A 25,832-nucleotide genomic window follows, 5' to 3' on the forward strand; every position below is an offset into this window, starting at 1 on the left:
GATCGAGCGTTTCAATCTACTAAAAATCGAATGAGGGGAGAAAGAATTAAAGATGAGAGTTAATAAGCGTGTTTTGATACGTTTCCTCAGTGTGCTCCTCTGTTTCAGCTTAGTGCTGCCACTCGGTTTCTTCTCTACGGTGCAGGCGAAGGCGGATCAAGGCGTCCACACATCCGTCCACGAAAAGTCGCAAAAACCGGCCAAGGAAAAGATCGCCGACCGCTTACAGAAACAGTTCAAAGAAAAGAAAACGGTTACGTTCCTGCTTAAATTTCAGGAACAAGTCGATACCCAAAAAGTAGCGAAAGACGCGGCAAAAAAAGCGCAAAAGCTAAAACAGACTGCCGCGCAAACGACACTGGCGAAACGTTCGTCCGTCGTCTCGGCTTTGCGGGGAACTGCCAACGAGACTCAGCAGGACGTCAAAGCGTTTTTGGACAAGCAGAAAAAAGCTGGTCACGTGACGTCGTACGAATCGTACTACATCGTGAATGCGATCGCTGTAACAGGCTCGCAAGAAGTGATGGAACAACTCGCTTCGTTCCCGGAAGTGGCGAAAGTGTTGCCGAACGAACTGCGGCAGCTACACCCGGCAGAGCGAGTAAAAGCGAAAGCGGAAACCGCAGTGAAAGGTACCGCTAAAGCTAAGGACGGAAAAGCGAAGCAGGACTCCAACCTTTCGGACATCGAGTGGAACATCGACCGCGTAGGGGCTCCCGCCGCCTGGCAAATGGGGATTGACGGCACAGGAACGGTAGTCGCGAACATCGATACGGGGGTCGATTGGGAACACCCGACGTTGAAAGAAAAATACCGCGGTTACGATGAAGCTAACCCGGACAACCCTAGCCACGACTTCAACTGGTTCGACGCGACGGCCGGCCGTACCACGCCGTACGACGACGACGGACACGGCACGCATACGATGGGCACGATGGTCGGTGCCGAGCCAAACGGTGCGAACCAAATCGGTGTCGCTCCGGGGGCGAAATGGATTGCCGTTAAAGCGTTTACGCCAGCAGGCGGATACGATAGTGATCTGTTAGCTGCTGGCGAATGGATCCTCGCGCCGAAAGACGCGCAAGGCAACCCGCGCCCTGATATGGCACCCGACGTCGTAAACAACTCGTGGGGCGGTGGATCGGGCATTGACGAATGGTATCGGGACATGGTACGCGCTTGGCGCGCCGCTGACATCTTCCCCGAGTTTTCCGCTGGGAACACGCGTCCTGGCAACCCGGGGGGACCGGGTTCCGTCGCTAACCCGGCGAACTACCCCGAGTCGTTTGCAACCGGTGCGACTGACATTAACGACCAATTAGCGAGCTTTTCGCTTCAGGGACCGTCGCCGTACGGCGAGCTTAAACCAGAAGTGAGTGCACCGGGCGTCAACATCCGTTCGGCGATCCCGGGTAACGGCTACGGCAACTACAACGGCACATCGATGGCCGGACCGCACACGTCTGCTGTCGTTGCTCTGCTGCGGCAAGCGAACGCATCGCTGACAGTCGACGAAATCGAACAGATCTTGCAAGATACGGCGACGCCGTTGACGGACAGCACCTTCCCAGAATCGCCGAACAATGGCTACGGCTACGGCTTAGTGAATGCGTTTGACGCCGTTTCCTCCGTCATGGACGGATTGGGCCGTGTGCAAGGACAAGTCGTACGAGAGGGCGAAGACAATGAACCGCCCACTTTTGAACATGATTCGGTGAGTACGACTTACGAAGGGATGGATTTGCCCCTCGTCGTGACAGCGCGCGACAATGTAAGCGTCACGAGTGTGCAACTGCAGTATCGGTCGAATAGCGGTGACGACTGGGCGACGGTTGACGCGAAACGCATTAGCGGGGACTTCCGCGACGGGGTGTATCAAGCGACAATACCCGGTGAGGACATTAGCGGGTCATCCTTGCACTACCGCTGGAAAATTACCGACTTCGGCAACAACGAAGTGACGAGCGACGTTTACGACGTGAACGTATCCCCGGGCATTACGATCGGCTACAGCGAAGACTTCGAAAGCTATCCGGTCGGCTGGGTGTCCTATGGCGAGAACGACAGCTGGGAGTGGGGTGTACCGACGTCGGGACCGGGCAGCGCCTTCTCCGGCGAGAACGTCTACGCGACCAATTTGAGTGGTATGTACGACAACAACTCGCAAGCGACACTCATGATGCCGCCAGTCGATTTGCCCGAAGGGCCCGCATACTTGCAGTATAAGCATTGGTACAACTTAGAGAACCGCTGGGACTTTGGATACGTGCGCGTGTCAACCGACATGGAAAACTGGACGACGTTAGAGACGTACACGAACATTTCTAACGATTGGGTTGACGGAGAAGTAGACTTGTCCGACTATGCCGGACAGCGCGTGTACCTCTCGTTCCACCTGGCGACTGACTTCAGTGTGACGCGGGACGGATGGTACATCGATCAAGTCGCCTTAACGAACACATCGCTGAACAAAGAAAGCAAAGCGAAGTTGGGGGTTGAACCGAAGCAAAGCGATAAGGCGGATAAAAACGATCCTGCTGCTGCGACAGGAAAAGCGGACAAAAGCAGCGCCGCTACATCTGCTGAGAAAAAAGGCAAGCCGGCTGTCGCCAAGCAAGGTGCGCCGAAAAACGTGAAGGCACCTGCTGCCAGCAAACAGAACGGAAAAAAACCGGACAAGGGCAAGAACAAAGGAAAGAACAAGGATAAAAAGGATAAAGACAACGGTAAACAACCGGCTGCCCTGCCGTTAGCAGCGAAAGTAAGTGTGCTCGAGTCGGGACGGCAAGTGAACACGAACCCGGCAGACGGCAGCTACTCGCTTACTCACGCCACTGGAACGTACACGATGCAGGCAGAAGCATACGGTTTCCGATCAGCCGATCAGGCCGTGGAGGTCTCGCGCGACGGCGAAGTGACGGCAAACTTTACGCTCGACCCGATTCCGCAAGGAAACATTACCGGTACCGTCACGAATAAATCGACGGGTGAACCGGTGGCGAATGCGACGTTGTACGTCGTTGAAGACGCAGCGGTACAACCGGTGTCGACCGATGAAAACGGCGCTTATTCGCTAACCGCCTACGAAGGCACGTACACGCTAGTCGTGTCGGCGCCGAATTACTATCGCACGGAAGTTGAAGTGACAGTGTCCGGTAACGACGACACGACAAAAGACATCACCTTGAAGCCGTTTATCGGTTACCCCGGTGAAATTGGCTACGACAGCGGCGAACCAGATAATGCCCGCGCCTTCTATGACGCTGGAAACGGCTGGGCGGTAAAAATGTCGCTCGCCGAAGGCAAGGAGCGTGCGTTGCTCACGGCTGGCGTGTTCCGCTTTTGGGATACGGAATGGCCGATTCCGGGAGGTACGGAGTTCCAAGTTGCCGTATACGATGCGAGTGGCGACAAAGGTGCTCCGGGTAAGAAGCTCGCTGGACCGATCGACGCGACCGCTAAGCGCGACGGTAGCTGGACGGTTGTCGACTTGTCGGATAAAGGGATCATGGTTGAAGGCGACTTCTACATTGTCTACATCCAGACAAAAGTGCATCCGAACGCTCCAGGCCTCGCGACCGATGAAAGCGGTCAATGGTCCGGACGCAGCTGGCAGCTCGTTGGCGGCGCATGGTCCCAATCGCCGCGTGACGAAGGTAACTACATGATCCGCGCCCGCGTGAATTACGAAGTAGAGACGCCGACGATTACGTCGCCAACAGACGGGTCGTTCACGAACGATGCGACGATTACAGTAGAAGGCCAGGCGACCGCGGACACGAATGTACACATTATGAACAACGGAGAAGAAGTTACGACTGCGACTGCGACGAAGGACGGCAAGTTCTCTACTGACGTCGAGCTGCAAGTCGGCGAAAACTCGCTCACGGCTGCCGCTTCTACCGAAAATGGTAGAACCGAGGCGTCTGAACCGGTTGTCGTCACGCTCGACCAAACAAAACCAGAGGTTACCATCGACAGCCCGAAAGACGGTTCCAAAACGAACCGCGAGACAGTGACGGTCGAAGGTAAAGCGATCGACGACCATCTCGACTGGGTGAAAGTGAACGGTCAAAAAGCGAACGTTAACGATGACGGATCGTTTGCTCAGCGCATCTTGCTCGACAACGGCAAGAACGAGATTAAAGTTGTCGCCCAAGATAAAGCTGGCAACAAAACGACGAAGAAAGTGACAGTGCACGCGAAGTACGAAGTACCAGTGATCGACAACTTGGAGCCGACAGAGGACAAGCACTTGAAAGCTGGGGAAACGGTGAAGATCGCGTTTGACAGTGAGCCTGGACTTAAGGCGACATTCACCATTCGCATGCCGCTCGTGAACGAAAGGGCGAAACTTACGGGAGTCACCGAACTGCCGATGATGGAAATGGGCGATGGCCATTATGTCGGCTACTGGACGGCCACCTCGAACGCCTTCGCGAAAGGTGCCGAGATCGAAGTGAAAGTCGTCGACGACTACAAAAACGAGGCTCGCAAAACGGCAGCAGGTAAATTATTCATTAACGTCGAATAGGTGCCGTTGCTAAATCGCCCGCCCAAGTCGTGAGTGCCGCATAAGCTCGAGGCGGTCTTAGCAGTTGGCTTAAGAAAAACTAATAGCGATATAAACGGTAGGTTGCCGGTCGACTAAGGTTGCATGGGAAAGAAAATAGGACGGTCATTGTAGACTGACTATCCATCATGACTACCCTTGACGAGATGTCACTTATGGTGACTAACGACTAACCTACCTAGCGTCGAAGAACCTTACCATATCGCGTCGTAATGCCACCCATGCTTGACTAGGGTGGCATTACTTTTTTCACTTTGTTCGCAAAATCTGTCACAAAAAAGTCTTTTATTGTTGTTGCAGGAATATCGTTTATGGCGTCGAATAGTTATATAAACGTCTGGTGGTCTATACAATATTGGCGCAAATTGGCAATCAATACAAATTTACAAATACAGTCGCTTGGTGGTGGAACGATGAACGGAAATTTGCCGCTGCGTCCTGAAAAAGTCGGGATCGACGGCCCGCGTCTGCGCGCTGCGTTTCAATTGCTCGACGAAGCGGTAGAGTCGGGGGCTATTCCCGGGGCGGTTGCTGTGATCGGCAGGGGATCTGACATCGCAGGACGACACGCGGTAGGTTATGCGGTAAAATGTGAGCAAGAAGAGCAAGTTTTGCAAATGGATACACTATTCGACTGCGCGTCGCTGACGAAAGTCGTCGTGACTTTACCGCTTATTTTGATCTTGCTGGACAGGGGTGAGTTACACTTAAATGAACCGGTTGCCACTTTTCTCCCCGAATTTGCCGTTAACGGAAAAGATGCGGTCACTGTTGGGCAACTTTTAACACATACGTCAGGGTTAGCGGCTCACCGACCGTTTTACGCGCACGATACGACTGCAGAACAAATTAAAGCGGCCGTGTGCAATGAGCCGTTAGCTTATGAGAGTGGGACGCAAGTCGTTTACAGTGATCTCGGATTTATCGTCTTAGGAGAAATCGCAGCAAAACTTTACGGTTGTCCATTAGATGAAGCCGCTGCACACGAATTGTTTCACCCCCTCGGGATGCGCGATAGCCAATTTTGCCCGCCGGACGGATTAAAAAGCCGGATCGCCGCCACTGAATATCGCGAGCACCTCGGGCGCTATCAACGCGGCGACGTGCACGACGAAAACGCTCTTGCCTTAGGAGGCGTCAGTGGACACGCGGGGCTGTTTGCGACCGCGGGCGATCTTGCCCACTACGCAGCGATGTGGCTCGCGAACGGCGCGTGGGAGGGACAACGCATTCTTTCTTCAGCTAGCGTCGCCTTCGCGACACGCAGTTATACAACCCACCTACAGGATAACCGCGGGCTAGGATGGGCGCTAAAAGGGGACAGTTTTGATGCAGCGGGAGATCTTTTTTCAACGGCGACTTTCGGTCATACAGGGTTTACCGGGACGAGTGTATGGATCGATCCTGAACGCAGCTTGTACGCGGTCTTACTAACGAACCGCGTGCATTTCGGACGCGAAACGTCGATTGCTCGGTTGCGCGCCTGTTTTCACAATGCGGTGGCGGCAAGTGTCATTGCACCGTAGCTCGTGGCTTATTTGGAGGAAAAGAGGGATTGTATGAAGCACGTGCTCAATAAAAATATTCCCATCCCGCTATATTATCAATTGAAGCAGTGGTTGTTGGACCAGATGGAGCGCGGCGAATTGAAACCAGGAGACTTCATTCCATCAGAACGTGAACTAAGTGAACGTTTCGAAATAAGCCGCATGACTGTAAGGCAGGCGTTGCTCGAACTCGTCAACGAAGGAAAACTCGTGCGTGAAAAAGGGAAGGGGACGTATGTCGCCGAGCCAAAAATAAGTCAAGGGTTGTTGAAATTGACGAGTTTTAGTGAAGACATGTTGAATCGCGGCATGACGCCAGGGGCGCGAGTCGTAGATGTCGCCGTGAAGCGCGCCCCGCAGAGCGTGCAACCTAAACTAAATATCGGATCGCGCGAAGCAGTGATCATCGTCACACGCGTCCGGATGGCGGACGACACACCGATGGCGCTAGAGACGACTCACCTCTCGCTCTCGCGCTTTCCCGCGCTCGAACAACAAGATTTTAGTAACACGTCACTTTATCAATTTTTACACGACCATTACGGAGTGAAAACGTCCTTTGCCACACAGACAATGGAAGTCGGCTTGCCAAACGAGCGGGAACAAGAGTTGTTACACATTAGCGAAGACATCCCGATTCTACTCATCGAACGCGTCACGCTCGACGAGCAACGAGCGCCGATCGAGTTCGTAAAATCGATTTACCGCGGCGACAGGTACAAACTGTATGCCGAGATGGAGCGATAGGTTAATCGTGTACGATACGATCTTCCCGGTCCTTTGGCAACGCTGATCGCTCCGTTATTTTGGTATGTTATGCGCGTTGCAATTTATGAAAGACGAAGCGATTGAGGTAACGGCAGTCAAAAATAAGGACAAGGAAACGTTTAGAAGTTGTTTAGATTTTTTATGTGGAACTTTCGTGTACACATAAACGGATATAAACAGACAGACATGTTCAGAAAGGATGAATGACGCGGTGGACGTTAACCAACTATCCTTAAGGCAAAAAGTCGGGCAACTGATGATGTTCGGCTTTTCCGGGCTGACAGTGAGCGAGGACATACGTCAACTGATCGCGGAGGATTACGTCGGAGGCATTATTTTGTTCGCGCGCAACATTGGCACACCGAGTGACGTGTTGCGATTGACGAGTGACCTTCAAGCGGTAGCCAAACAGACGGCACAACCGAATCCACTTCTGATCGCCATCGATCAAGAAAACGGTGCCGTACGTCGTCTAGGGAAGGGGCCGACCCTTTTCCCGGGAAATATGTTGCTAGGGGCAATCGATGAACCGGAGGCGACGCGCGCAGTAGCCCGTGCAACCGGTGCAGAATTAAAGGCACTTGGTATTAATATGAACTTGGCACCCGTACTCGACGTCAATAACAATCCGCATAATCCGGTCATCGGCGTACGTGCGTTTGGGGAGGATCCGGAAAAAGTTTCGACGCACGGTACAGCGGCGATTGCCGGCTACCGTGAAGCCGGAGTACTCGCGACGGCCAAACATTTCCCCGGGCACGGAGATACCCATACCGATTCACACCTCGCTTTACCGACGATTGCTCACGATTTAGAACGGTTGGAACGAGTCGAGTTCGTTCCGTTTAAGAGGGGCATTCAAGCGGGCGTCGAATGTGTGATGGTCGCTCACGTCTACTTTCCCGCTTTGGAACCGGGCAAAGACGTTCCAGCAACGTTATCTCGCGCGGTCGTCACCGGGCTCTTGCGCGAAAAGATGGGGTTTTCCGGAGTCGTTACAACCGATTGCTTAGAAATGAAAGCTATCTCAGAAGGAATTGGCACAGCCGAAGGGGCACTCCGCGCCTTAAAAGCCGGTTGTGACATTCTTATGGTTTCACATACGGCACATGAACAAAAAGCGGCCATAGAACGCATTGTACAAGCGGTGGAACAAGGGGAGCTTGCAGAAGAAATACTCGACGCGGCTGTGGCACGTGTCTTGAACATGAAACAGAACAAGTTGACGTGGGATGATGTACCACCCCCCGTCGGGGGTAAGGCGCATCAACAGCTCGCGGAACGGCTGTACGCTCGCGGGGTCACAGTGGTGAAAAACGAAGGAATCTTACCGCTAGACGACTCTACTTCTACCTCGGGCGACATCCTCGTCGTAACGCCGGAAAAAGCGGTGTCGACGTTAGTCGAAGACGTCGAATATGCAGACTATAGGCTCGCTGATGCGTTGCGTGCGCATTCTAGTCGCGTGACCGAGGTGACGTTCTCGGTAGATGGCACGGTTAGCGACGCCGAAATGGAATCGCTTGTCGTCCAAGCACAGTCAGCCGATACGGTAATCGTCGGTACAGTAAACATGCACCTTAAGCCGACACAAGCTGAACTCGTTCGTACGCTATTGACGAAAAATAAACGGCTCATCGTCGTCGCTATGCGCAACCCGTACGACTTAATGGCCGTACCGGATGTGCCTGCCTACGTGGCGACGTATGAGTTTACTTTTCCCGCGCTCTGCGCTTGTGCCGACGTCATTTTCGGTAAAACCGAGGCTCAAGGAAAGTTGCCAGTGACGATTCCTTTGTCAGCACCTACTTATTCGCCTCGCGACAATTTATCGACGGACTGACGTCAGGAGCTGTTAAGTGATGAAAAACCGTTGGATCACGTTTGATTTAGATGGTACGTTAATGCAGAACCCGTTTGTCGGTTGGGTGTTCCCGGAAATCGCTAAAGCTGTTTTGCAAGCGTTAAACGCACAGCACGGAAAGGCGGATGCCTCCGCTACTAAAGGGGTGGAGGGTGCACCGCCTCTTTCTAGCAACTCAGGAAATAAACGAATGATGGCCGTGTTGGGCGAGGTGGAGAAGGAATCGGCGGCGGTTCCCCGCGATTCCGACGTGCCGGACGATGTTGGCGATCTAGCAGATGAGCCAAACAATGCTAGCGATACTGACGTTCCCGACGAAGCAGACGATGCCGGTGGCTCCGACGAAGCTGGTGGCGCAACGGAAGTGCAGATATCGGCAGCGGAGAAGCGTATCCTCGAGGAGATTCGCGAGAAAATCTTCAACGAACATAAGAGACGCATGCGGGCACGCGAGTGGGTCGCCGCGTATGACTGGGACGACATCGTGCAACAATGCGTTGCCAAGCTGGGGCTGCAGCTAACAATCGACGTTGCTAGTTTAGTAAAAAAACATGCTCTACCACCAAAAATTTACTTGCTCGAAGACGGTGTGCACGATGTGTTAAAGGCGTTAAAAAAAAGCGGTTACCGTCTCGCCGTCGTCACAAACGGTTTTTATAAGTATCAAGCGCCAGTGATGGAAGCCTTGAACATCGACGCGCTATTCGATGCCGTCATAACACCGGAGCGCGTCGGCTACGGCAAACCCGATCCGCGTATGCTCGCCCCTCTACAGCAGAAGGGGGAAATCGTCGCCCACGTCGGCGATCGGCTCGATCACGATGTGTGCTTGGCGAACGAGAGTGGCGTGACGTCTGTGTGGGTTATACGGAAACTGCCCGCTAAGTTACACGCGGTGGCGCCGCAGCATCGGCAAGACAGCGACGCGACGATTGACCTATGTACCACGCGGTGGCGGCAAGAGCAGGGGAAATCTGCTGCGCCGCTCCCTACCGAAGCCATCCCCGACGTCGTCGTGCACTCACTGGACGAGCTACTTGCTTATTTGGGGATAAAGTAAGTGTCGCTCGATAAACAACGATCAGAAAGATGAGAAAGGTACTGTATCAAGGTGCGAGTAGCGTAACAAAGCCGTAACGATTACATCCCTTCCGCGGTGAAAGGCATGCTGATTAGGACCCTGCGGCTGTTATTCAAAAAACAGCCGCAGGGCTCACACCGACTGCAGTCATAAAGAAAGGTAAAAAATGAGTTGTAGACCAGCTCTCCCATTTTATACTCACCTCAGGCTCGACGCATCAACGCGCCTTTCCCATTACCTCTACGTTATTCACCTAGAGTTTCTTTTTGCAACGGACTATACCCGAGACGGGTAGAAATGTTTGTAGCTGTCGCCCTTACGGCAGCGATTAGCTGTTCCAATTGCGGTTTCATCCGATCGGATGGCCCAATAATGCTGATCGACGCGTGCACCTCGGCGAGCGAGTCGAAAATAGGTGCCGCGACCCCAGTAACCCCGATATTGCGCATGTCCGAGCTGATTTCGTACTTTTTCTGACGAATCGTTGTAAGGCGTTCTTTCATTTGCTGTCGGTCAGTGATCGAGCGCTCTGTATAAACTATTAATTCATCAGATAGAATTCGGTCGATGAACACCTCTTCTTGAAAGGCGAGAATGACTCGCGAGGCAGACGTCGCGTATAACGGGAACCGCCTGTAAGTATCGACGTTAAAGCGGATCGGATGGGGCGAGTCGATTTTTTGCATATAGATGGCGTCATATTTATCGCGTAAACATAAACAGACGAGCTCCTTCGTCTTAGCGGCGAGAGTTGTGAGGTCGGGGGTACAAAGTTCGACGAGGTTTTGACCGTTCATCACTTTGTGTCCGAGTTCGAGCAACGTATAACCGAGAGAGTAACGTTTTGTCGCCGGGTTTTGTCTAATAAACCCTTCGCTTTCGAGTGTCGCGAGCAGTTTGTAGACGGCGCCTTTGGAAATCCCGAGCCGCTTACTTAGTTCGGTGACGCCCATTTCTGGCGGGGAATCGAGAAACGTTTTCATTAACAAACAGCTTTTTTTAACCGATGATAAATAATTATCCACAACGGATCATCCTTTTCTCACTCACAGTGATAGATTCCGAACAATTCATGCGCATTTTTCGGATAGTGTACCATAAAATGACGGCTATTGTACAGGTAGTGTCACGACTATGAGCGTTCACCCCATTAGGTCGACTTTCAGTACTCGGAAAATTGTTATTGCCGTAAGCGCTCCCGTATGCTATGATGTCAATCATAGTTTATGTATAGTAAAACACGTTTCCGTATGGGAAACAAGGGAGGAGACATGTGCAATGAAGAAAAAGTGGTTTGCCGCGGTGACAAGTGTGATGTTAGTCGGATCACTGTTGATAGGATGCGGAGGCACCGAGGACAAAAAAGATGCCGGACAAGCAAAAAGCGAGGAAGGGAAGCTCGAAAAACAACTCGTCGTTGCAGGTAACGGGGCAACTGTAGAAAAACTGATGAAGGATGAGATCTTCAAAAAGTTTAACGAGAAGTTCCCCGACGTTAAATTAACGTACGTGAGCGGTGTGTCCACAGAAATTGTCGCGAAAGTGAAAGCGCAAAAGAACGCGCCGCAAATCGATGTCGTCGTCGTTGAGGGGGGCGAGCAAGAGGCGGGACGCAAAGAAGACTTGTGGGAAACGTTAGATGAAAAGGAAATCCCGAACATAGCCAAAGTATCCGACGATTTAAAAGTAACTGACAACAGTGGCGTTACTGTCAATTTCACCCCGATGGGCATTTCCTATAACGCGGAATTAGTGAAAGAAAAAGGGCTTCCCATACCGGAATCGTGGAACGACTTGGCGCGTCCGGAAATGAAAGACAACTTGTCGCTCACTGAAGTAACGAGTAACTTCGGCCGTTCGACGCTCATCATGCTCGCCTACGCGAACGGGGGATCAGAGAAGCAAATTGATCCCGGATTCGACAAATTGAATACGATTGCCGGTTACATGCCGACATTTGCGAAAAGTGCCGCCCAGTTAGAGCAAAGCTTGCAAGATCAGACGGCCGTGTATACGACGTGGACGATGGCGAGAAGTTTAGTGCAAAAAGAAGCTGGCTTGCCCATTGAATTTGTGTTTCCGAAAGAAGGCGCGAACATCGTCCCGAACGTCGCTGCACACGTTAAAGGAGCCAAAAATGAACACGCGGCAAAACAGTTTATCGACTTCTTACTGTCCGACGATGTACAAAAACTGTACGGTGAAGCGTTGTTTTACAACCCGGCAACTTCTGTCGAGCTGTCGGATGACGTGGCAGAAAAACTAGCGTTTGACCGTGACAAAGTCGTGACATTCGACTACGGTGCCATCAGCACGCACATGTCGGAATGGCTAGATCGCTTCAACAAAGAAACGGCAACGAAGATGGGGAAATAGGTGATTAGCTTGGCTAAAACGATTGATGTAGAATTGCGCAACGTGCAAAAGCGGTTTGACGATCACGTCGTCGTGAACCGTTTCAATTTACAAATCGAGAAAGGGGAGTGCATCTCCTTCCTCGGCCCTTCCGGTTGCGGCAAAACGACGACGTTAAATATGATTGCCGGTTTTTTAGAACCCGATGAAGGTGAGATTTACATTAAAGGAACAAAAATGAACGGCGTGCCGCCAAATAAGCGCGACCTCGGGATGGTCTTTCAAACGTATTCGCTATTTCCACACATGACGGTAGCCGAAAACATTTCTTACGGCCTGAAATTGCGCAAAATAGCGAAGAAGGAAATAAATGAGCGCGTCCAAAAGGTGTTGCAGCTCGTACGGCTGCCACACGTTGGGGATCGTTATCCGAAACAGCTGTCTGGGGGACAACGGCAACGTATCGCGATCGCGCGAGCACTTGTCGTCGAACCGTCACTGTTGCTGTTGGACGAGCCGCTCAGCAATTTGGACGCTAAACTGCGGGAAGAATTGCGAGAAGAAATTCGCCGCTTGCACCAGCAAATCGGTGTGACGACGATTTTTGTCACACACGATCAAGAGGAGGCACTGTACTTATCCGACCGGATCGTCGTGCTCGATCACGGTAAGATCGAACAAATTGGCACGCCGTGGGACATTTACAACCGACCGGCTTCCACCTTCGTTCACACGTTTATCGGGAAGACGAACCGCTTTACTGGAAAAATCGAGCAAGTGACAGCGGAACGGGTGACGATCTGCATGGCCGACGGTTCGACCGTGTGCGCAGAGGGCGCAGCCACGGCAGAGCGGACAACTTCATTCCCCCGCATGGCACCTGGTGCGGAAGTGAATTTTTACGTCCGTCCGGAAAACATCCAAATTAGTGCGACGGCCGATGGAGGAAGCGATGTATTCGACAGTCAAACAGGTGCACCAGCGGCTACGGGAAGCGATGCGCTCAATAGTGTCAGGGGACGTCTCCGCCTCATGTCGTTTCTCGGTTCCTATATGCAATGTGACGTACAGGTCGGGGAGCAAACCGTCTTCGTCAAGCTGCCAATGTCTGAGCGGCCGCCAAACTTGACGCAAGGACAAGCCGTTTACTTACAGTGGCATCCACAAAGTGTATTTATTTTACCCGAAGAGGTGCGAGAGTGATGGCGAAACGTAAGACGTCGGGCAAACGGCATCCGGCATATGCGGCGCTTTTATTGCTCGTCCCTAGTTTGATCGTTATGATTGGCGTGTTTGTACTCCCACTCTTTTTCATGTTTTTACAGAGCTTTCAGAACTATGATGAGACTTTTACGCTACAAAACTACTTGCTCTTCGTACAGGATCCTTTTTACCTAGAAATATTGTGGCGCACGATTCGTGTCAGTTTGTGGACAGTGCTCACCTGTTTAGTGCTCGCCTTTCCCGTCGCTCTGTTCATGTCTAAAGTGTCGGGGAGATTGCGTGGGGTCGTCACCTTTCTGATCATCTCGCCGCACTTAGTGAGCGTCGTCATTCGCAACTTCGGTTGGATGACGTTGTTAGGCGAGAAAGGTTGGATTAACGAGACGCTACTGAAATTAGGGGTGATCGATGCACCGCTACGCTTACTGTACAATGAGCTCGGCATCGTCATCGGTTTGACGGATTCGTTTATCGTTTATATGGTTTTGGCGCTTGCCACAAGCTTGTATACGATCGACCCGTCGTTGTACAAGGCGGCGTCCATTCTCGGCGGGTCGCGGTTGCGGGCGTTTTTTGACATTACGCTTCCGCTTAGCCTCCCAGGGATCGTCGCCGGGACGACGCTCGTGTTCAGTTTGTCGATGAGTGCGTTTGTCACACCGGCGCTCATGGGCGGGACATCGGTGAAGGTGCTCCCCGTCATCGCGTACGAGACGATCATGACGACGCTGAACTGGCCGCTCGGGGCGGCAATTTCGTTCATGCTGTTGTTTTTTACAGTATTACTCGTCAATGTCTTTACACGGCTGGTGGAAAGAAAGCGATATAGAGAGGTGTTTTCATCGTGAGCAGGCGTTTCTCGTTACTCGGTTTCGTCACTTGCTGTGTCCTGTTGTTCGTCACGGCGCCGTTCATCGTCATTATTCCGAGCTCGCTAACGGCGGCGAATTATTTATCGTTTCCGCCTGAAGGGTTGTCGTTGAAATGGTACGCCAAAATTGCCGAGCGTCGCGAGTTTATCGACTCATTTATTTTTAGCCTGCAGCTCGCGACAGTAACGGCTGTCCTCGCGACGATCGTCGGGACGCTTGCTGCACTGTCGCTGGCGAAGTTTCGCTTTCCGGGGAGGCAGGCAATCAATACGCTACTGCTGTCGCCACTGACGATCCCAGCGCTCATTATCGGGATTGCCGCCTTGCAGTTTTTTACGCGCTTCGGCCTTGCGGGGACGTTTTTTGGCTTGCTCGCGGCGCACGTGCTCATTTCTATTCCTTACGTCGTCAGACTCGTACTGACTGGATTAAGTACGTTTGACTATACGCTAGAGCGGGCGGCTTACATTTTAGGTGCGAAACCGGTGCACGTCTTTTGGCACATTACACTGCCTCTGTTGAAACCGGCGATCGTGTCAGGATTAATTTTTTCGTTCCTGACATCGTTTGACAATGTCACTGTGTCCCTATTTCTCATCTCTCCGGAAAACACGACGCTGCCGCTCGCGATATTCAGCTACATGCAAGAAACGCTCGATCCTTTAGTCGCCTCCGTTTCGTCGATCGTTATTTTACTCAGTTTCGCGTTTATCATTTTGCTCGAAAAAGTGTACGGGTTGGATCGCTTATTTGGCCTGAATACGCAATCCCATTAGTAGAAAGGTATGCATACGATGTCCGTTTTTACACTTGCCGCTCAGTCCTATATGCCGGAATTCATGCGGTTGCTTAAGGAAAGCGTCAATCATGATTCACCGTCGACGAGTAAAACACATAACGATCGCATGGCCGATTGGCACACCCGTCATTTTCTGCGCATCGTCGGAGGGGAGGTGCGGCGGCAAGAGAATGCAACATACGGTGACCAACTGTGCTGCGAAATTGGGAACGGTCCGAAGACGGTGTTATTGGCGGGTCACTACGACACGGTGTGGCCCGTCGGAGAGGTATCCAAGCGCCCGTTTACCATTTCCGCGGGGAAAGCGTACGGACCGGGCGTGTACGATATGAAGGCGTCACTACTCCAAGCACTGTTTGCACTTAAGCTGCTGCACGACACAAGAAGTTTTCCACACGATAAAAAAGTCGTCTTCTTTATGAATAGTGACGAGGAAATTGGCAGTCCAACGTCGCAACAAGTGATTGAAAGAGAAGCAAAGAACGCGCACGCCGCGTTTGTGCTCGAGCCACCGCAGGAACCGGGTGGGGCGTTGAAGACAGCGCGCAAGGGCAGTGGTCGGTTTCATCTGACCATTCGCGGCGTTGCTGCCCACGCCGGAGTCAATCCTGAAAACGGGGTGTCAGCGATCGAGGAACTTGCGCACCAAGTGCGGCAGCTACATGCGCTAACAGATTACGAGACAGGGACGACGGTCAACGTCGGAATCGTTAAAGGCGGCATGAGCACGAATACAATCGCCGACCGAGCAGAGGCGAGTATCGACGTCCGCGTGGCAAACAAAGAAGAGGCGGCAAACATTCGAACGTCCATTTACCAAATGAAACCCGTTCTTCCGGCGGTAGAACTAAAGGTTAGCGGGGGGATTGTGCGCCCGCCGATGCCGCGAACAGACGAGACCGAGGCGTTGTTTATGCTTGCACGGCGCATTGCCCGGCAAGAACTCGGCCTCAACTTACAAGAAGCGGCAACTGGCGGCGTAAGCGACGGTAACTTTATCGCTAACTGCGGCGTACCGACGTTGGACGGGCTTGGTATAAGGGGAGGGGGCGCCCATGCGCTGACTGAACATATTCTCATCGAGGACATTCCGACTCGCATCGCGCTTCTCGCCCGATTAATCGAACAGTGTTAAGCAGACAAGAACAGATCGGTCGAATCAACGCACCGGTCTGTTTTTTTGTCCGCCTGTCGTTGCTTTCCTACTGCTTGCACACCAAGTTTACATGCAGTCGTCGTGTCATCATTTTATTTCACAAGCTTATTTGGCGGGCAGGAATTTACTAAGACTGTATCGAATTTAGTAATCGTCAGTAGGTAAGCGCTATCAAAAAAATGGGGTAAAGGAGCTGAAGGTTTTGCTAAAAAAAGTAGCTGTCGTCGCTGTCTGTTTTGCCCTCGTATTAACGACTGTATGGGTAGGATTTAGTACGTCACCGCCGGAAGTAGCAGCGAAAGGCAAACAGGAAGAAAGGCATTACCGTGCGTTTTGGGTGAACGCTTTTGAACCAGGGTTGAAAACGCCACAGGAGATCGATCAACTCGTCGCTGACGTGAAAGCGGCAAACATGAACGCGATCGTGGCGCAAATTAGTCGTAGACACGATGCCTACTACAATAGTACGTATTTGCCACGGACAGAGGATCCCGCCGTCCCGATAGGGTTCGATCCACTCGGCTACTTGATCAAAAAGGCGAAAAAGCATCATATTGAAGTGCACGCCTGGGTAGCCGTCGGCCCAATGTGGAGCACGGTGTACGGTGGACCGCCGCAAAATCGGAACCACATTTGGCACAAGCACGGACCGGATGCTCCCGATGAGGACACGTGGGTGACGAAAGGTTACGACGGATCGAGTGGCGCGTACATGCAGCCGTATATGGACCTCGGCAATCCCGACGCCGTCGAACACCTCGTGAAGATGGTGCGAGAAATCGTGCGCAAGTACGACGTGAATGCCATTCACCTCGACTACATCCGTTACCCGGAGAACCCGGGTGGCAAACCGAACGGTTGGTACGGGTACAACCCGACGGCACTGCAGCGGTTTCAGCTGGAGACAGGGCGTACCGATCGTCCCGAACCGAGCGATCCGGAATGGCTACAATGGAAAGTGCGGCAAGTCGATCAAGCGACACAGCGCATCTACTTAGAAATTATGAAGCTCAATCGTAAGGTTCACGTAACGGCTGCGGCGCTTTCGTGGGGCTTTGCCGACCCGCGCACGTCCGACTGGCAGAAGATGGACCCGGTACAGCGTGCGCATCAAGATTGGAAAAAGTGGGTACAACACGGGTACCTCGACTACGCCTTCGTCATGAACTACGATCCGGAGGCCGACCCGCGCCGCTCCGAACGGTTCGAACAATGGATTGAATGGCAGAAAGACATGCCACGTACACGGGGTATCGTCATCGGCCCTGGCATATACTTGAACAGCATTTCCGATAGTATCGTTCAGATCAAAAAATCGCTGGCACCTTCGCCTGCGGGCAATGTTGCCGAAGGTGTCAGCCCGTACGTGTACAACGTTTGGAGTAACGACGGCAAACCGCAAGGGGATCTCATTCGTTCGCTGTCCCAACCGACCGCTTACAACGACGGTGAGCCACCCTTTACGAAGAAAGTAAAACCGCCGGTCGCCGATTGGAAGAAAGCGAAAAAAGGGCACGTGCTCGGCCGTATCGTCGACAAGCGCGGGCAAGTGGTAACGAGCGGTACTGTCGAGCTGTTAAAAGACGGCAAAAGAAATCATGCGGTGACAGTAGCGATCGACGGCAACGGTTACTTCGGGGCGACCGACTTACAGCCGGGTAAGTATACCGTGCGCGTGAACGGTGTCAAACTAAAGCAGAAAATTAAAGTGAAGCAGAAGAAAGTTGCCGCCGTGACGCTCAAGATAAAAAAGAAATAATTGTATAACGTTTCGCAGCATCATGCGCGGCGGACAATGCCACTAGTAACGTTGTACAAATACCAGTTTTGTCAATTGTGGCATAGAAACGACACCGCATCGCTTCACGAGGAGTGGTGCGGTTTTTCTAGCTTACAAATTTGTCATTTTTTTATAACGGAAAAGCAGGAATTTCGTTTTTGTTAGCGAATATAGTAATTTATACTAACATATGGTGGTCTATACAATTGCTCAAAGGCGACAAAGGCGACAATCCCGGGTCAAGAGCACAGAGGTAAGTCATCATTCCTGCGCAAAAAGAAAGCGTCTTCCTGTACGAAGTTTGCGCAGATGCCCATATACATAACTTAAGCGCAGGCGTCTTGATCGCGGTAACGGAGAGTGTTGCAGGCACAAAGGATACAAACAGCATCAAAGGCGTTGTCCCTTGTGAGCTCGTACAGATTAGTAAGGGGGTGGTGTCGGCGCTTGCAAGTTTAGTGTGACTAAGTGTAAACGATATCAATCGGGCAAAAGGCTGAGCGGATATCTAAAAATTGTATCTAAAAAATTGAAAATGGGAGGAAGTAAAGTGAGGCGTTACAAGAAAATCATGTATTTGCTGTTCGTGGCGGTCCTTTCGGTGGCGCTCCTGGCCGGGTGTAACAGTGGCACGTCTTCGGGTGACAAGGAGGATAATGGCAATTCTGGGAAGACCGAGGAACCGGCGGCTAAGGGCGACGAGAAGAAAAAAGATGTCGTTAAAGTGTGGACATTTCCCGTAGAGGCGGAATACAACGACAACTTTGCCAGGATTAAAGAGGCTTTCGAAGAGGCGAACCCGCATATTACGATTGAAAAAGAAGAGCTCTCCTGGGCAGAGGGGATAAAGAAGTTTGACACGGCGATCAACGCAGGTAATCCGCCGGACATTATGTTCGTTACGCCCTCGGCCAAATACGCACAGACAGGTTTAATGGTACCGGTTGAAGACTACGCCGATGCGAGTGCTTTGGAAGACTTTGATGCGAACGCACTCGAATACATGAAAATCGACAATAAACTGTACGGTTTACCGCTGTACATGAAGTTGCATACGATTGCCGGTAACCCGAAATTGATGGATGAAATCGGGCTCGACTGGAAGAAGATCCAACGAGAAGGTTGGACGTGGGACGAGTTTAAAAAGGCGATCAAGAAGGGAACGAAGAAAAACGCGGACGGCAAGCAACAGTACGCGTTCGTCTTTCACGGAGCCGAGACAGATCCGACTGAACTGCTCGATCATATGAACTTGAACAACGGTCTTATTTCCGCTATTGACAAAGACGGTAAGTATCAGTACACGAGCCCGAAGTTTTTGGAAACGCTTAAGTTTATCCGCTCGCTTATAGACGAGGATTTAATGCCGAAAGAGTCGAACCAGATTACGCCGACGAAGCGCATGGAGTACTTCTACTCCGAGCAGGCGATGATTATCGGGAAGGCGATGCCGTACTACGAAGTCGTCATCGGCAATCACAATCAAGACGTGAAAGATAAAAAAGCGTCCGCTGGTCAGAAAGAAGTCGATTTTGTCCTTTTACCCGAACCGCATCACAAAGATGCGGAAGCGGTGACACCGGGTGGCGTCGACGGCTACGCGATGTTTAAGCAGAAAAATTATAAAGGGAACGTCGATCAAGACACGCATTTGAAAAACGTCGCTAACGTTCTCGTCGCTTTGACGTCGAAAGAGGCTGGCGCGTCTGCGGTCGTGTTACGATTGCCGCAGGTGACGAAGTCAGGGGACGAAATGTGGAAAGACAAGTATGAAATGAAGCCGGAAAACAAAGAAATGTTGGATCGACTATTTGAAAAAGTCGTGCCGCCGGTGCAAGTTGATCCGGAGTTGTCGCAAAAAGCGATCAAGCTTTACGACGAAGTCATTAAAGCGAAATACCCGGCCTTACTCGGTGGGGATGTCACGGCCGAAGATATGCACAAAGCGATTGTAGAGCGGGCCGAGAAAGACTTTGGCGACAACATCGTGAAGTGACAGTCTGTGACAGTCTGTGACAGTCTGTGCCAGTCTGTGCGTGGCAAAGGCTTATCGGACATCAATAGCGTAAGCCTTGACAACAGAAACAGCCCCGTTGTGCTCGCCGTTCTCCCCGGAGCGGCGAGCACTGTACGTGTTCTAAAGTAGCCATTAACTGTAAGGGCTTGAGAAAGGAGACTAGCTTAAGTTGAAGCAATTTATTCGCGATCACGGCTGGGCGTATGTGTTTATTGCGGCACCGGTGCTCGTCTTTCTAACGTTTACGCTGTATCCAATCGTGCATGCGTTTTTGATCAGTTTTCAAAAATATAACGTGTCTGGTTCCGAGTGGATTGGTCTAGAGAATTACCGCGACATTTTCACGAGCGAGTTGTTCGGCAAAGCGTTTATTGTGACAGTTATTTACACTGTCGGGACGGTCCCTGTGAACGTGCTCATCTCACTCGGTTTGGCACTCCTTATTTTTAAGTTAGGAAAAAAATCCCAGACATTTTTTAAGGCTTCCTTTTATTTACCGGCCGTCACCTCCGGTGTCACATTGGCTCTCGTGTGGTTGTGGATGTATGACCCGATGCCGGAAGGGTTGTTTAACCAGTTGTTAAACGTGTTCGGCGTCTCCAATGTGAACTGGTTAGGGTCAAAAGACACCGCCTTGTTCTCTTTAATGCTGATGACGTATATCGGCGGCCACGGTGCAGGCATTATTTTATACCTTGCTTCTTTGGGCGGCATTCCAAAAACGATTTATGAAGCAGCTGACATCGACGCGGCGAGTGCGTGGTCCAAGTTCAAAAATATTACGTGGCCACTGCTAAAGCCGACGACATTGTACATGTTCGTCATCGGCGTGATCGGTTCCTTCCAAGTATTTGTGCCGATTTACTTGATGACGGGAGGCGGACCGGATCATGCGACAACGACGATTGCCTACTTAATCTATCAAAATGCCTTCGAGTACTTTGAATTCGGCATTGCAGCAGCGCAATCGTTCGTGTTAGCCGTCATGATCGTGATCGTTTCTGTATTGCAGTTTAAATATTTAGGATCTGACGTTGAATATTAAGGGGGGCTGACAACATGGAGTCTGACTTGCAAATACAGCGCACTGAAGAAGTCCCTATACTGAGGGAGCAGAAAAAGCCGTCTTTTTACATCGGCCGCACGCTGACGTATGCGGTGCTCATTTTATGGTCCGTTTTTACGTTTTTTCCTTTTTACTGGATGTTGACATCGGCACTGACCGATCCAAATGCGTCGGTGGCACTTAGATTTTCGCTTATTCCGCAAGAGATTACACTCGATTCGTTCATATACTTTTTTACGTTTAACGAACACGTGTGGCGCTGGTTGTTTAATTCTATTTTTATTTCGTCCGTCATTACGGCATCGAACGTCTTGTTTGCCGCGATGGCCGGTTATGCCTTCGCCAAACTAAGATTTCCCGGGAAAAACACGATTTTTTGGATTTTGATGTGTGCGATTATGATTCCGGGGCAAGTGACGCTGATCCCGCTGTACATTTTGATTATTAACGTGTTTGATATGGCGGATACGTATGCAGCGATCATCTTACCATCGCTAGCAACAGTGTTTAACGTCTTTTTAATGAAGCAATATTTAACGTCGATCCCGTCGACATTAATTGATGCCGCGCGGATCGATGCGTGTACGGAATTCGGCATTTTTCGGAAAATAATCTTGCCGCTGGCAAAGCCGGGTCTCGCCGTGCTAGCGATTTTCACGTTTGTCGGGCAGTGGAACGATTTTTTCTGGCCATTTCTCGTGACGCAGACGAGCGAGATGCGTACGATCCAGGTTGGACTAGCTTCGTTCCGCTTTGCCGATAGCACCCAGTTTGGCCCGATGATGGCCGGAGCGGTTATTGCCTCCGTCCCGATGATCATCTTGTTTTTCTCGCTGCAGCGCTATTTCTTGCAAGGGATTACGATCGGGGCATTGAAAGGTTAAAGACGAGGGTAGTACCCGGGGGGCAAAGCTAGGGCACTTATCCCCGTAGGAGAAGTAGCAAGTACTTTTTTAGGGAGTAGATCGCGATAGACCGCTATGAACGAGAGGAGTATACAAAAGTGGCACAAGTAGTGTTTGAGCGCGTAACGAAAACGTTTAAAGATGAAAAAAGGGGTTACTTCAACGCTGTCGACGACGTCTCCTTTACGATCGAAGACCGGGAGTTCGTCGTTTTCGTCGGCCCGTCCGGTTGTGGCAAATCGACGTCGCTGCGCATGATCGCTGGCTTGGAAAAACAGACGAAAGGAAATATATCGATCGGCGATACAGTCGTGAACCAGTTGCAGCCGAAAGAGCGGGATATTGCGATGGTCTTTCAAGACTACGCGTTGTACCCGCACATGACCGTTTACGAAAACCTTTCCTTCGGCTTGCGTAATTTGCGGGAAAAGAAAACGGCGATCGCACAGAAAGTAAAAAATGCAGCACACATTTTGGGCATCGAACATTTGCTGGATCGCAAGCCGCGGGAACTGTCCGGGGGTCAAAGACAGCGGGTCGCAATCGGACGCGCGATCGTACGTAACCCGAAAGTGTTTCTTTTCGATGAACCGCTGTCTAATTTGGACGCGAAATTGCGGCTGCAAATGCGCGTCGAATTGGCAGAGCTGCACAAAGAACTGCAAACGACGATCATTTATGTGACGCACGATCAAGTCGAGGCGATGACGTTAGGCCAGCGCATCGTCGTCATGAACGAAGGGACGATCCAACAGTTTGCGACTCCCGACGAACTGTACCACCGACCGAGCAACTTGTTTGTCGCCGGCTTTATCGGCGCTCCTTCGATGAACTTCGTCGACTGCCGCGTCGACCGGGACAAGCTCGTACTAGCGGACCTATCCTTTCCGATCCCAGAAAAGTACCGCGCCTCGTGTCAGGATTACGATGGGCAGACGGTCGTCCTTGGGATTCGCCCGGAAAATATGTTCGATCCACAGACGGTGCAGCAGCTAAAAAATGAAGTAAGCTTCGACATTGAGGTGAAAGTGGTGGAACGGCTCGGCAACGAAAACTTGCTCTACTTCGATCAGTTCGAGCAGCAGTTTACAGCGCGCGTCGATGCAGAAAGCCGCTTACTAGCGGGTGACCGCGCGAAAATCGTCATGAGCACCGACAAAATTCACCTCTTCGATAAAGAGACGGGAGAGGCACTTGCCCGCGATGAGTAGGATGCACGGGAACGAACGCCGTTTTAGAAACGAAAAAGGATGCGGCGACAAAGCTATCCTCAAACAGGAGGGAGACGGCGATGGACACCAACACCATTTCCGGAACGAGAGAAGGTTCGGCGACGCACACGATGTCTAGAACGAGAAATGGCTCGACAATGAACAGAGGTCCCGAAACGAAAGGTCATTCGGCGAAAGGCACCGTTAGTGACGTTTTGAAAAAAAGCGGCCACGAAGTGTATGAAAACATTTTAACGGTCGTCGGCGTCAGCGTATTGTCTTTTTTAGTCGTCGCTCCGGGGATTTTGTTTTTGAAACCCCCGCTATTCGGCATCGTTTTTATGCTGCTCACGGCCGCCCCTGCGCTCGCCGCCGCCTTTTACGCTATGCGACAGAAGCTAGAGCGGCGGTCGATTCAAACGTTTAAGTATACAGTGTTTTTTACCGGGTTTAAGAAGTTTTACGGTCGGGCGTTGACGTATGGTCTCGTTATGGCCGCCTTTACACTTATTTTAGTTACCTCTTGGTGGTACTATTGGCATAACCAGACGTTTTTTCCGCTTGTGATCGCTTTATTTCAAACGTATTTTTATGTATTCGTGAACTTGGCGTTCATGTACACCGTACCGATTCTCGTCAGTGAAGATTGCAGCATCCTAACTAGTTTTCATCGGTCGCTGCAATTGTTTTTAGGTAACGGTTTGTATAGTGCGGGGGCAGTATTGCAAATTGTTACCGTTGGCGCGCTATTACTCGTAACTGTCATAAGCGCACCGCTACTTTTAACGGGAACTGTCGCCGTCTTCTTACTGAACACTTATGAAAACTTAGTCGCACAGCCAGCTGAGGCGTGTAAGAAAAGAGAATAAAGAAGGATCGGCCGACAACAGAAAGGTAGCATGTTGTGCGGCGAGTGGAGGGAATGGTTCCCTCCTTTTTTACTACAGCGATTGTCGTCAACTATTGAAAAAATTATCAAACAGGTGTAAGATTTAAAATGAAACACTTATGCTTTTGTCGACTTGAAGATGCACAAACTGTGATGGCATTTTAATAACAAATCGTAAAACAAGGGGATGAAGGATTGATTTACTGAGTCAAACTGTTATAATCATAATGTCCTGTTCTTAATAAAGAACAGAAGAAGAGCTTCGTTGTGAATGTCATAAAAAGGATGATGGACATGAAGTTGATCCTCTTGTCCGGCGGATCGGGGAAGCGACTGTGGCCACTTTCGAATGACTCTCGTTCCAAACAGTTTCTACACGTGTTAAAAAACGAACAAGGCGAGCTAGAGTCGATGGTTCAGAGGGTTTGGAAACAGTTGCAATCTTGCGGGCTAAACGAATCTACCGTAATTGCAACGAGCAAAAACCAAGTCGATGCCATTGAGAACCAACTAGGGACACACGTTCCGCTCATTATTGAACCTGAGCGGCGCGACACGTTCCCTGCTATTGCTTTAGCGGCTACATATCTTTATTCCGTCGCTGGCGCTAGCCTCGATACGGTTGTCGGCATCCTGCCAGTCGATCCGTACGTGGAAGGCCGTTTTTATAAGCGGGTTGTACAATTGGAGCAAGTACTTCGTGCCACGGATGCGGAAATAGCGTTAATCGGCGTAAAACCGACGTACCCTTCGGCGAAATACGGTTATATCGTGCCGCAGAAGGCGTCAACAGGGGTGGCAGACGCGGCGGAAGGTGCCATTACGGTTAGCCACTTTAAAGAGAAGCCGAGTGAAGAGGTAGCGGCGGCGCTCATAAATGAGGAGCAGGCTCTTTGGAACTGCGGCGTGTTCGCCTTTAAGCTCGAATATATCATTTCCTTACTCGAGAAGGAGCAGTTGCCGCTGCACTACGAGGAACTTATAAAGCAGTACAACCGTCTACCGCGCAACAGTTTTGACTACGAAGTGGTAGAAAAGGCTAAACGAATCGTTGCCTTATCGTATGACGGGGACTGGAAGGACCTCGGCACGTGGAACACGCTTACCGAAGAGATGGGTACGGCTTTAATCGGTCGTGGGGTCGTAAGTGCCGACTCTAGAAATACACACCTCATCAATGAGCTGGACATTCCAGTTGCCGTGCTCGGTGTGTCCGATGCCGTCGTCGCCGTCAGTCCAGACGGGATCCTAGTAACAGATAAAGAGAAGAGTCCGGCGGTGAAAGATATCATTGCAGGTCTTAACCAACGTCCGATGTATGAGGAACGCCGCTGGGGATCGTACAAAGTACTCGATTATAAAAAAACGGCGCACGGGATGGAAGTGTTAACGCGGCGCATCGGGATGAAAAGCGGTAAACATATTCGCTATGAACAGCATTTGAAACGAAGTGCCGTATGGACCATTGTAGAGGGGGAAGGCGAGCTGGTGCTCGAAGGGGAGATCAAACGAGTCGTACCCGGCGATACGGTGCAAATCCCAATCGCAGCCAAACACGGGATAAAGGCGCTTAGTGAACTTGAGTTTGTCGAAGTACTAACAGGTCGGGAACTAGTTGACGAGAGTGGGGTAACGATCTACGATACGTGGGAAGAAGTAGAGAAGTATTGCCATTACGTGAGCAATTAAACGTATAGATGTCAACAGTTCATACTGTGTGAGCGC

18 protein-coding genes are annotated in these 25,832 nt (G+C 51.2%); 17 read left to right on the top strand and 1 reads right to left on the bottom strand.

What is annotated here, in order from left to right:
* Window positions 1-52: 52 nt before the first annotated feature.
* From BN1247_RS03430 to BN1247_RS03450, 5 genes are all read left to right on the top strand, one after another.
* Window positions 53-4,534: a S8 family peptidase gene (locus tag BN1247_RS03430; RefSeq protein WP_054949141.1), complete on the top strand. Its 4,482-nt coding sequence runs from the start codon at window positions 53-55 to the stop codon at window positions 4,532-4,534.
* Window positions 4,535-4,986: 452 nt separating this feature from the next.
* On the top strand, window positions 4,987-6,099 hold the full coding sequence (locus BN1247_RS03435; protein WP_054949142.1) for a serine hydrolase domain-containing protein: 1,113 nt from the start codon (window positions 4,987-4,989) through the stop codon (window positions 6,097-6,099).
* Window positions 6,100-6,132: 33 nt separating this feature from the next.
* Window positions 6,133-6,867, top strand: a complete 735-nt coding sequence (locus tag BN1247_RS03440) for a GntR family transcriptional regulator (protein ID WP_054949143.1) — start codon at window positions 6,133-6,135, stop codon at window positions 6,865-6,867.
* Between the two features lie 232 nt (window positions 6,868-7,099).
* Window positions 7,100-8,731, top strand: a complete 1,632-nt coding sequence (nagZ, locus tag BN1247_RS03445) for a beta-N-acetylhexosaminidase (protein ID WP_231633111.1) — start codon at window positions 7,100-7,102, stop codon at window positions 8,729-8,731.
* A gap of 19 nt (window positions 8,732-8,750) precedes the next feature.
* The gene (locus BN1247_RS03450) at window positions 8,751-9,812 is read left to right on the top strand and encodes an HAD family hydrolase (protein WP_054949145.1); all 1,062 of its coding nucleotides are present in this window, start codon (window positions 8,751-8,753) and stop codon (window positions 9,810-9,812) included.
* A gap of 266 nt (window positions 9,813-10,078) precedes the next feature.
* Here BN1247_RS03450 and BN1247_RS03455 read toward each other — a convergent pair whose 3' ends face one another.
* Window positions 10,079-10,858 (bottom strand): IclR family transcriptional regulator, encoded by a 780-nt coding sequence (locus BN1247_RS03455; protein ID WP_054949146.1) that lies wholly within the window; start codon window positions 10,856-10,858, stop codon window positions 10,079-10,081.
* Window positions 10,859-11,111: 253 nt separating this feature from the next.
* On the opposite strand from BN1247_RS03455, the gene BN1247_RS03460 reads away from it, so the two are divergent.
* The 12 genes from BN1247_RS03460 to BN1247_RS03515 all read left to right on the top strand — a co-directional run bounded on the left by BN1247_RS03460 (window position 11,112) and on the right by BN1247_RS03515 (window position 25,796).
* Window positions 11,112-12,209: an ABC transporter substrate-binding protein gene (locus BN1247_RS03460; protein WP_054949147.1), complete on the top strand. Its 1,098-nt coding sequence runs from the start codon at window positions 11,112-11,114 to the stop codon at window positions 12,207-12,209.
* Between the two features lie 9 nt (window positions 12,210-12,218).
* Window positions 12,219-13,391: an ABC transporter ATP-binding protein gene (locus tag BN1247_RS03465; RefSeq protein ID WP_054951472.1), complete on the top strand. Its 1,173-nt coding sequence runs from the start codon at window positions 12,219-12,221 to the stop codon at window positions 13,389-13,391.
* Window positions 13,391-14,260 carry an ABC transporter permease gene (locus BN1247_RS03470; RefSeq protein ID WP_054949148.1) on the top strand — a complete coding sequence of 290 codons (870 nt, stop codon included), beginning with the start codon at window positions 13,391-13,393 and terminating at the stop codon, window positions 14,258-14,260. Before BN1247_RS03465 ends, BN1247_RS03470 begins: the two co-directional genes overlap by 1 nt.
* The gene (locus BN1247_RS03475) at window positions 14,257-15,060 is read left to right on the top strand and encodes an ABC transporter permease (RefSeq protein ID WP_054949149.1); all 804 of its coding nucleotides are present in this window, start codon (window positions 14,257-14,259) and stop codon (window positions 15,058-15,060) included. The genes BN1247_RS03470 and BN1247_RS03475 overlap by 4 nt, the downstream gene beginning before the upstream one ends.
* Window positions 15,061-15,078: 18 nt before the next feature.
* Complete coding sequence (locus BN1247_RS03480) at window positions 15,079-16,218, top strand: M20 family metallopeptidase (protein ID WP_054949150.1); 1,140 nt, start codon at window positions 15,079-15,081, stop codon at window positions 16,216-16,218.
* Between the two features lie 223 nt (window positions 16,219-16,441).
* Complete coding sequence (locus BN1247_RS03485; protein WP_054949151.1) at window positions 16,442-17,998, top strand: family 10 glycosylhydrolase; 1,557 nt, start codon at window positions 16,442-16,444, stop codon at window positions 17,996-17,998.
* A 571-nt stretch (window positions 17,999-18,569) separates the two neighbouring features.
* Window positions 18,570-20,015, top strand: coding sequence for an ABC transporter substrate-binding protein (locus tag BN1247_RS03490; protein ID WP_197278545.1), 1,446 nt, complete (start codon window positions 18,570-18,572; stop codon window positions 20,013-20,015).
* 190 nt (window positions 20,016-20,205) lie between these two features.
* Window positions 20,206-21,081 (top strand): carbohydrate ABC transporter permease, encoded by an 876-nt coding sequence (locus tag BN1247_RS03495; RefSeq protein ID WP_054949152.1) that lies wholly within the window; start codon window positions 20,206-20,208, stop codon window positions 21,079-21,081.
* A 14-nt stretch (window positions 21,082-21,095) separates the two neighbouring features.
* Entirely contained in the window at window positions 21,096-21,986 is an 891-nt protein-coding gene (locus BN1247_RS03500; RefSeq protein ID WP_082415775.1) for a carbohydrate ABC transporter permease, read from the top strand.
* Between the two features lie 119 nt (window positions 21,987-22,105).
* Entirely contained in the window at window positions 22,106-23,218 is a 1,113-nt protein-coding gene (locus BN1247_RS03505; protein ID WP_054949153.1) for an ABC transporter ATP-binding protein, read from the top strand.
* A gap of 80 nt (window positions 23,219-23,298) precedes the next feature.
* Window positions 23,299-24,087, top strand: a complete 789-nt coding sequence (locus BN1247_RS03510; protein ID WP_054949154.1) for a DUF624 domain-containing protein — start codon at window positions 23,299-23,301, stop codon at window positions 24,085-24,087.
* A 314-nt stretch (window positions 24,088-24,401) separates the two neighbouring features.
* The gene (locus BN1247_RS03515) at window positions 24,402-25,796 is read left to right on the top strand and encodes a sugar phosphate nucleotidyltransferase (RefSeq protein ID WP_054949155.1); all 1,395 of its coding nucleotides are present in this window, start codon (window positions 24,402-24,404) and stop codon (window positions 25,794-25,796) included.
* Window positions 25,797-25,832 lie beyond the last annotated feature (36 nt).

Source organism: Numidum massiliense, from assembly GCF_001375555.1.
GTDB classification, from domain to species: Bacteria; Bacillota; Bacilli; order Thermoactinomycetales; family Novibacillaceae; genus Numidum; species Numidum massiliense.